Source organism: Rhodococcus sp. CX, from assembly GCF_015865005.1.
In the GTDB taxonomy this organism is placed as follows: domain Bacteria; phylum Actinomycetota; class Actinomycetes; order Mycobacteriales; family Mycobacteriaceae; genus Rhodococcus.
Genome location: NZ_JADZGH010000013.1, coordinates 1 through 7075, shown reverse-complemented (window position 1 = coordinate 7075; position 7075 = coordinate 1). Strand labels below are relative to the sequence as shown.

7 protein-coding genes are annotated in these 7075 nt (G+C 67.9%); 3 read left to right on the top strand and 4 right to left on the bottom strand.

Translation table 11 applies throughout. The annotated features are described in order from the left end of the window. Positions 1–867 precede the first annotated feature (867 nt). From I0Q12_RS01220 to I0Q12_RS01210, 3 genes are read right to left on the bottom strand one after another with little or no spacing between them, the layout of a single operon-like run. Positions 868–1635 (bottom strand): enoyl-CoA hydratase-related protein, encoded by a 768-nt coding sequence (locus I0Q12_RS01220; protein WP_197250224.1) that lies wholly within the window; start codon positions 1633–1635, stop codon positions 868–870. Between the two features lie 47 nt (positions 1636–1682). Then, positions 1683–2354 (bottom strand): enoyl-CoA hydratase/isomerase family protein, encoded by a 672-nt coding sequence (locus I0Q12_RS01215; protein WP_197250223.1) that lies wholly within the window; start codon positions 2352–2354, stop codon positions 1683–1685. A gap of 17 nt (positions 2355–2371) precedes the next feature. Next, a complete protein-coding gene (locus I0Q12_RS01210; RefSeq protein WP_197250222.1) occupies positions 2372–3235 on the bottom strand; it encodes a hypothetical protein in 864 nt (287 codons plus the stop codon). A gap of 79 nt (positions 3236–3314) precedes the next feature. On the opposite strand from I0Q12_RS01210, the gene I0Q12_RS01205 reads away from it, so the two are divergent. From I0Q12_RS01205 to I0Q12_RS01195, 3 genes are all read left to right on the top strand, one after another. Further along, positions 3315–4715: a PLP-dependent aminotransferase family protein gene (locus I0Q12_RS01205; protein ID WP_197250221.1), complete on the top strand. Its 1401-nt coding sequence runs from the start codon at positions 3315–3317 to the stop codon at positions 4713–4715. A 194-nt stretch (positions 4716–4909) separates the two neighbouring features. Next, positions 4910–5434: a hypothetical protein gene (locus I0Q12_RS01200; RefSeq protein ID WP_197250220.1), complete on the top strand. Its 525-nt coding sequence runs from the start codon at positions 4910–4912 to the stop codon at positions 5432–5434. Further along, positions 5431–6048 carry an RES family NAD+ phosphorylase gene (locus tag I0Q12_RS01195; RefSeq protein WP_197250219.1) on the top strand — a complete coding sequence of 206 codons (618 nt, stop codon included), beginning with the start codon at positions 5431–5433 and terminating at the stop codon, positions 6046–6048. Before I0Q12_RS01200 ends, I0Q12_RS01195 begins: the two co-directional genes overlap by 4 nt. Positions 6049–6449: 401 nt before the next feature. Here the strand turns inward: I0Q12_RS01195 and I0Q12_RS01190 are convergent, their stop codons facing one another. After that, positions 6450–6764 carry a hypothetical protein gene (locus tag I0Q12_RS01190; protein ID WP_197250218.1) on the bottom strand — a complete coding sequence of 105 codons (315 nt, stop codon included), beginning with the start codon at positions 6762–6764 and terminating at the stop codon, positions 6450–6452. Between the last annotated feature and the right edge of the window lie 311 nt (positions 6765–7075).

The following is a 7075-nucleotide window of genomic DNA, read 5'->3' as shown; positions in this document are numbered from 1 at the left end:
GGACGGTGGCCGTCAACGCGACGACGTGGTCGGCGGCCACCCGGAAGCCGTCGAGCACTACCGGTCCGCATGGTTCGCCCGCAGGAACATGCTCAGTGACGAGCTCACCTTCCTTGATGGTCATGACGCCATGAAACCGTCTCGGCACCCGGCTCGACAGTGCCATTTCGCGAGGAATAGCTAGGTCCCTCGCGAAGTGGACCAGTGCCCGGACCGATCGAGCATCCGGTTGTAACCGATTGTCTCCAAATGCCTTCCAGCGTTCCATTCAAGCGAGGTTTCCTACGTCGTCCATCGGCAGGGTCCCCGAGGTCATGAACCGGGCACACCACCGAATAGGAACGCCGCACGGTGCGACCACGACGCACCAGCATCCCGGTCGACGTCAATGTCCACATCGTGCCGGCCGTGCTGGGCAGGAAGATGAACGGCGCCGAAATGGCGCGCCACCTCGGCATTTCCAAGATTTCAGTGACCGAAACCGAAAATACCAGCTCCTCGACGCCGGCGGCCGGCGCTTCGACGAGCAACCCTCCGAGACCGCGGCCGACGGAACACGGTCGAGGAACGACAACTCCGCAGCAAGAACGAACGACTCCAGCCGGCGCCGTCCAGACAGAACAGGTCGGACTCGCCTCGGTGACGGCCTGTGCGCGGGATCCACCCTTCCCACGGTGCCTCACGGCACCACCGCTCAGATGTCACCTATCCGCGCATCAATCCCGACCGCAGTGCACATGAACGAGGGCCAACGATTCGGGACGGCGCCCCTCGGCGCAGATACAGGATCCGAACACGGCGACTGCACCGGTCGACGAGATGCCACTCGAAGACCTGCACGGTCGATCGACGAGCGGATCGCGCTCGTCACTGTGCTCGGGAGAGGAATCTGTCGAGCCCTCTCCGCACACCCGCGGTGGGAACGGTGGTCGCGAACCATGCGGCCTCGACGGCGAGTCCCTCGTCGATGGACAGGTTGATGCCGCGAGTGACCGCTGCAAGACAGGCATGCACCGCCGTCGGCGCGTGTCGTTCGATACGTACCGCCAACTCCAACGCGGCGGCGAGCAACTCGGCCGCCGGGACAACGCGGTTGACCAAGCCCATTTCGTGCGCGCGGTGGGCATCGACGGCATCGCCGGTGAGGATCATCTCCAGGGCACGTTTGCGACCGATATGACGCGGCAGTCGTTGCGATCCCCCGAAAGGCGGCGGAAAGCCCAACGAGATCTCGGGTTTGGCGAAGGTTGCGTGGTCGGCAGCGACCGCGAGGTGCGCGGCTTCCACGATTTCGCATCCGCCGCCGTAGGCAAGGCCGTTGACCGCGGCGATGATCGGTTTCGGGAACTGTTCGATGCGCCGGGTCAGCCCTTGTCCACGGGTCACGATGTCCTGCAACGCGGGCACGGTACCGACGTCGATGCTCTGCGCCAAGCACACGATGTCGGCGCCGGCACTGAAGGCCCGATCCCCCGATCCCATAAGGACGATCGAGCGGATCGACTCGTCGGTGGTGGCGCCGTCCAGCCACGCCGACAACTCGTCGATGGTGGTGTAATCGAGTGCATTGAGTTTGTCCGGCCGGTCGATCGTGACCACGGCTGTCGATTCCGCTTGGTGCACTTGGATACTCATCAGCGTTCCTTCTTGTGGAGGTCGTGAAACACGGGTCGGCGCACAGGTCACAGGGACAGGGTGTGGCAGGCCGGGCTGTAACGCTGGGTCTCCTGAAACTTGCGGCGCATCCGGTGCAGGACGTGCCACGGCGTGCGCGCGATGTCGTAGGCGAGCTCGCGAGCCCGATCGAGGACCGGGCGGTCGCGGACGACCTCGGTCAGCAACCCGACGGCGAGGGCTTCCTCGGCGTCGACGGTCCTGCCGGTCAGGACGAGTTCCCGTGCGCGGGTGGAGCCCACGCATTCGGCCAGCGGACCGTAGACGACGGGGAACCTGCGGCGCTCGGGATGGGAGAACGTCGTGCGGTCGGTGCCGAGCCGGATGTCGGCGAGCACCGCCAGATCCGCTCCCCCGGCGACGGCCGGTCCGTCGAGTGCGGCGATCACCGGCACCGGGTGCGCCGCGACGGCGACATTCATCCGATCGGAGGAGGCCCACAGGCTGTCCTCGTCGATACGGTCGAATTCGGTGAGGTCGAAGCCAGCGCAGAAGACGTCTCCGCGGCCGGTCAGGATCACCACACGGGCATCGCCGGCCAGGGCTTCGAAGGCGTGGGCGAGCTCGAGTCGCATCGCGTGCGACAGGGCGTTCTTCTTCTGCGGACGGTTCAGCGTCACGACGGCCACACCGTGCTCGTCGACCGCCGTGGTGTCCACCTCGACAAGAGGATTGCTCATCGCTTGCTCCTTCGTGGTCAGGGGCGGGGCACCCCGATGGGATTGGGCAGAGGGACGGCCCCGGTGTCGAACAGACGCCGGCTGATCGGGGCGGCGACAGCGATGATCTCCTCGATCCCGGTCTGGCCGAGAGCCGTCACCGGGTCGGCGGCCAGGAAGTCGGTGCGGTCCTCGATGCTGCGCCGCAGCGCTCCCCCGCTCTTGGTCAGCCGACCGCCGACATCGATCAGGCCGCGGGCCCGCAAGCGACGCTCCGAGCTCTCCCATTCCTCGTCGCTCCAGCCGCGGTTGGGTTGCATGATCTCGCGGGTGACCGTACCGGTCGCCGCGTGTGCGACGACCGCGTCGATACCGCGCAGACCGGCGTGCACACAGGCGATGACGTGCCCGTCCCCGCGGTGTTCACGCAAGACGGTGGCAGCCAGCCACAGTTGGGCGACGACATCGTCGGGGCGAGGAACCCTCGACCACCCCGCCGCCAACGGACGTCCCGCGAAATGACAACCGTCCACGGCTATTTCGAGAAGGGAAGCCAGTGCCTCGAGGTCCCGTCGAGGCACCTCCCGCAGAGGGTCGGCAAGGACGAGACGCGCGGTGGCAAGCCGAGCGTCCAACACCCTCTCGGGATCGGCGCACGCCCAGGCTTCGGGTAGCGCCCGGGCGACACGTCGGGCCGGGAAGCTGAAGAACATCGATTCGACGGGGGCGGCGGTCATCGCGCCGAGCGGGGCGGCGCGGCCGGCGAAATATCCCATCCAGTAGCCGCTCATGCCGAGGTCGAGAGAGATCCGGCGGTGGTGCGGGGAGAAGTAGGGTGCCGCGTGCAGCGGTTCGATCGCTTCCCACAGGCGCCGGGCCAGGGTCGCTGCCAGTTCTGCCATCCTCGTCCCTCCGGTCGTTGGTCGTGCAGTGATCAGCATCGTGGTTGCGACACCGCGCGGACAGTGCCATTTTTGTCGAGTGGACCAGGACACTGTGTGGTGGACGACCGTCGTCTTCGGCCCGGACGATCACACCGATCTCCCCCGCTACCAGTGGATCGTCGCCGCGATCGAACAAGCGATCGACGCCCGTACCGTCACCTACGGTCAGCGCCTGCCCGCCGAACGCACCCTCGCCGCGGCACTGTGCGTCAGCCGCGGGACGGTGGTCCGCGCGTTCGAAGAACTCACCGAACGTGGTGTGGTCGAACGCATCCACGGGTCGGGCACCTTCGTCCGTCCCCGCCCCGGCACCCCACGCCCGATCATCCGGCACATCGATTCGCCGACAGAGGACATCGGCGACGTCATCGACCTGTCCGAGCCGGCCCCGGCCGATGCGTCGCATCTGCCGGTCATCGACTGGGGTTTCGATCCGACGCTCTGCAATGCAGGTGTTCCTGCCCGGGGCCTTCCGATCCTGCGGCACGCACTGGCAACACATCTCACGTGCCTGGGTCTGCCGACCGAGGCGGATCAGATCCTCGTGACCACCGGCGCTGCGGAAGCACTCGACCTCGTTCTCCGCGCGACCTCGGCCGCGAAACGACCGGCCGTGGTCGGGGCGCCGCTGTGGCCGGCGCTGCGGTCGGTCGTCGCCGAACACACTGCAACGTCGCTGTGTCTGCATCCGGACGCCGGAGGCATCGACCCGGCCGCCGTCCGGCGCGCGCTGCGCCGCACCCGCGCCGCGATCGTCTTCGCCGATGTGGTCGAGTCCGGGCCGAGCGGGCGGAGTACGGCATCATCGCGGTTGCCGCGCATCGCCGCGGCGATCGAGGACCACACCGCCCTCGCCATCGAGGACCTGTCCTTCCTTCCTCTCGCCGCCACCCGCGACCCGCAGGCGCGGCCGCTGGCGGCACTGTCGGCGCGGGTCACCGCGATCGGGGACCTGGATCGGGTGTTCTGGGCCGGATGCGGCATCGGCTGGGTCCGGACATCGGCGCCGGACGCTTCGCTGATCACGGCGTCGCCGCGCATCCCGGCCCCGGCGGTGAGCGCGCAGGTGCACGCCGCGCGACTGCTCGACGCGGCGAGCCCCCAATGGTTCGCCGACCGCTACACCCAACTCGCCCAGCAGGCGGCGCATCTGCGCGCCGCGCTGGCGGAACTGGTACCCAGTTGGACGGTGGAGCCGGCGACCACCGGAGACGGGCTGTGGATCCGGCTACCGGTGGTCGATGCGTCGACCTTCGCGCATGTCGCGGCGCGTGGCGGGGTCCGGGTGGCTGTCGGGCGGGACTGTGTCACCGACGGTGGTCTGCGGGAGTACATCCGGCTCTCGGCCGCCGCGGACACCACCGTCCTGGACACCGCGGTGGATCGGCTCGTCGAGGCGTGGGCGACCTACACCCGGCGGCTGGCGGCAAGCGTGTAAGCCTTATGGAACCGGGGCGCCTCTCCTTTGAGATTCAGTCGGCAAACACCGCCCCACTCAGCCATCGTCGAACAGCACGGTCGCTACCAGGAGATATGGAGCAACGTTCGATCGGATCCCACCCCTCGTTGACATGGTTGACGAATCTGAGAACACTCGAGTTGACACAGTTGACCCCGCGGGGAGGATCCGGCATGAACACCCTGGCCGAACAGGAACGCAAGCTCATGGACCTTCTCACCCGCCGCGTCCACAAGACGTTCGCCGACGCCCGCGCAGCCGGCATCCCCGCCGACGTCTTCGACGACGTCGAATCGATCGCCGACTCGATGGCCGCGGCACTGCCCACCAGCGGTGCCTACGACCAACTCGTGGGCCCCTTCTACGACACCGCCGGCCTGACACGGTGGCGGGGCGTGAGCCGCCAAGCAGTCAACAAAGCCGTCGCCGCCGACACCGTGATCGCCTGCCGGCTCGCCGACGGCCAATGGGTCTATCCCACCTGGCAGTTCACGACCTCCGGAACGGTGCATCCGCACCTGATCACGCTGTGGAAGACCCTGCGCGCCGCCGCCGACCCGTGGACCTGCGCGGTATGGCTGCGCAGCCCGCAACCCGCACTCGACGACCGCAGCGCCGCCGACTGGATCACCGACGGCCACCCCCTCGACACAGCCCTGGCGCTGGCTGATGCCGACGTGCAGCGGTGGGCCGCGTGAGCCGCGACGCTGTCGCCCTCCGCCCCCCGGCCCGGCCCCTGCACCAGTTCCCCGGCTGCGACCTCACTCCGGCGCAGCCACTGCACCGCGGGCACCAGGCAACGAACGGCCCATGGTGGTTCGCCTCCTCCGGCGGCGGCCGCTTCGATCTGACCCCACCCCGCGGCACCTGCTACCTCGCGTTCGACGAACCCACCGCGATCCGGGAAACCGTCGGGGAGACACTGGCAACGACAGGGGTGATCAGTGAGGAGTTCGCCGCCGACCGCCGCCTGTCGACCCTGGTCGTGCCACACGATCATCGCCTCGCCGACACCTGCGCGGAGGAGGCCGCGGACTTCGGCCTGACCCGAGAGCTCTCGTCCATGACCCCGTACGCGATACCGCAGGAATGGGCCGCCGCGTTCGATGCCCACTTCGCCGGGTTGCGGTACCAGACCCGATTCGCCACCGGGCCGAACCCGAACGCGGTCGCCCTGTTCGGTGAGGCGGGCGAGGCCGACTGGCCGACCGACCTCAGCCCCGAACCGTTCGCAGTAGCTGCCCGTCGGTGCGGCTTTACCGTTGCCGGCCCGCCACGGTCGGTGCGGATCGTCTCACCGCCCGGGAACTGACAGGCCGGCCCGTCACCATCGGCAGCGCATCAACGCCCGCAAAGTTCCGTCGCTCTCGTGCCCAGACTCGGGACATGGTCTCCACGCCCACCGCACTGCCCCGATGCTGACCAACCTCGGACCCCACCGAGCGGCAACCGGGCGTTCAAGATGACGGGATGACCAACGCGCCCCCACCATGGTCGACGGGCAACGCCGACGAGCCACACCGGCAACGACATCACCCGACCTATCCCTGAACTCCCCGAACCGCGTTCAGCGGTAAACGAGAGCACTTCCCCGACCGGCTGCCGCAGCACCTCGAGTACTTCCTCAGGCGTCGCGTAGAAGAACTCACGCCGAGGATTGACTCTGTTGACCCGCCGCTCGGCGAACGCTTTCGTGCAGTTCGGCTCCGACCGTCACCGCGTCCTCAGAGAAGAACAAGGCGTGCACATCGAACCGGAACGGCACCGGCGCGTCACCGAGTTCACGCACCCGGTCCATCGGACGAGCCGGCGTGTCATGCCGATCGTGACCATGGTGATCCCGAAGGCACCCATGTTGGAGATGACGTAGACGTACCCGGCTCGGATGTTCGCCGCCCGATAGTCGACATCATCGAGTGCGCGCTGGACCTCGGCGAGTGTGGTCCGCAGGCGTTCGGCGGCAGCGCTGTCGCCGTTGGCCTCCCCTGTTGCCAGTGCCGACCGGTAGTGCGCCAGTTCCTTGTCCAACTTTGCGTTCGGCAGCCAGTTCCTGCTCGGCCTTGCGCTGCTCGCGCAGTTCCTCGCGGCGGGCGCGTTCGGCTTCGTTCTCCTCCTGTACCTTCTGATGCACGACGAGATGTTCAGTGGCGGGTGGGCAGGGTCTTCCCCGCGGACCGTTGCGGCGCGACCAACTCGACGCCGATGCAAATGCCCGGCGTGCAGCCTCCGGAGCGCAGCACCCCGTCAGTCGTCGTGGCCGGAGGCATAGTTGACGACGCCATTGTGCTTGGTGGTCGTCGACTCGACGTGCGTGCCGGTGGTGTAGTCGTCGACGAACA

Coding starts and splice junctions, on each gene's coding strand:
- I0Q12_RS01220 (WP_197250224.1), bottom strand. CDS start 1,635: ATGAGTATCCAAGTGCACCAAGCGGAATCGACAGCCGTGGTCACGATC.
- I0Q12_RS01215 (WP_197250223.1), bottom strand. CDS start 2,354: ATGAGCAATCCTCTTGTCGAGGTGGACACCACGGCGGTCGACGAGCAC.
- I0Q12_RS01210 (WP_197250222.1), bottom strand. CDS start 3,235: ATGGCAGAACTGGCAGCGACCCTGGCCCGGCGCCTGTGGGAAGCGATC.
- I0Q12_RS01200 (WP_197250220.1), top strand. CDS start 4,910: ATGAACACCCTGGCCGAACAGGAACGCAAGCTCATGGACCTTCTCACC.